This window comes from Caballeronia sp. BR00000012568055 (genome assembly GCF_029439455.1).
Lineage (GTDB): Bacteria > Pseudomonadota > Gammaproteobacteria > Burkholderiales > Burkholderiaceae > Caballeronia.
In genome coordinates this window covers 1-859 of sequence record NZ_JAQFVG010000217.1, presented here as the reverse complement: position 1 = coordinate 859, position 859 = coordinate 1, and the positions used below count along the sequence as shown (strand labels likewise).

Below are 859 nucleotides of genomic sequence, written 5' to 3'. Positions count from 1 at the left end.
ACGCGTAACGGATGGCGCGACGTGTACGCGGAAGCCGAGGAAGAAGCCGAGGGCGAGGCCGAAGCGGAAGGCGACGGCCAGGCGCTGCCGAGCATGAAAAACGGCGATGCCGTGTCATGCGTAAAGGCAACGCGGATGGACGCCAAGACGAAGGCACCCAGCCGCTTCACCGAGGGCACGCTGACACGCGCGATGGAGAACATCCACAAGTACGTCACGGACGCCGAGCACAAGAAGCTGCTGCGCGACGGTGACGGCATCGGCACTTCCGCCACGCGTGCGTCAATCATTTCCGAATTGAAGCGCCGCGAATTCCTTGAAGTGAAAGGCAAGCAGATCGTCAGCACGACGCTGGGGCGCAGCATGATCGACGCGCTGCCCGAGGTCGTGAAAAGCCCGGTACTCACTGCCCTGTACGAACGCATGTTGCTTGCCATCGAGCAGCGTAGTTCGGACGTGGACAGCTTCATCGCGAAGCAAGAGGCCTTCCATCCGCGAGCAGGTTACGAAGGCCAATGACGGCGCAGTGAAGATTGCCGGCGCGAAGGAAGCGCCGAAGGTATCGGAGATCCACAAGTGCATGGCGTGCGGCAAGGGCCTTGTCCGTCGCGCCGGCAAAAAGGCTGGCACGAACTTTTGGTCGTGCAGCGGCTATCCCACTTGCTCACAGACGTATCCCGACGCCAAGGGCAAGCCCAACTACGCCATCCAACGCAAGGAGAAGTGAGCATGACCGACCAAAAACGACGCTATACGGTAGGCGTAGAGCGAGACACGAACGGCAGTGTGTGCGCTTCGCTGTATGTTGAGCCAGCATTTGATGAAGGGATGAGCAGCGACACACTCGCTGTGCACTGGT

The 859-nt window shown here is 60.5% G+C and carries 2 protein-coding genes; both read left to right on the top strand.

Annotated features, from left to right (window positions below; translation table 11 throughout):
• Positions 1-21 precede the first annotated feature (21 nt).
• Positions 22-519, top strand: coding sequence for a DNA topoisomerase (locus tag P7F28_RS10225; RefSeq protein ID WP_277184378.1), 498 nt, complete (start codon positions 22-24; stop codon positions 517-519).
• 7 nt (positions 520-526) lie between these two features.
• Positions 527-727 (top strand): topoisomerase DNA-binding C4 zinc finger domain-containing protein, encoded by a 201-nt coding sequence (locus tag P7F28_RS33960; protein ID WP_277184377.1) that lies wholly within the window; start codon positions 527-529, stop codon positions 725-727.
• Positions 728-859: the final 132 nt, after the last annotated feature.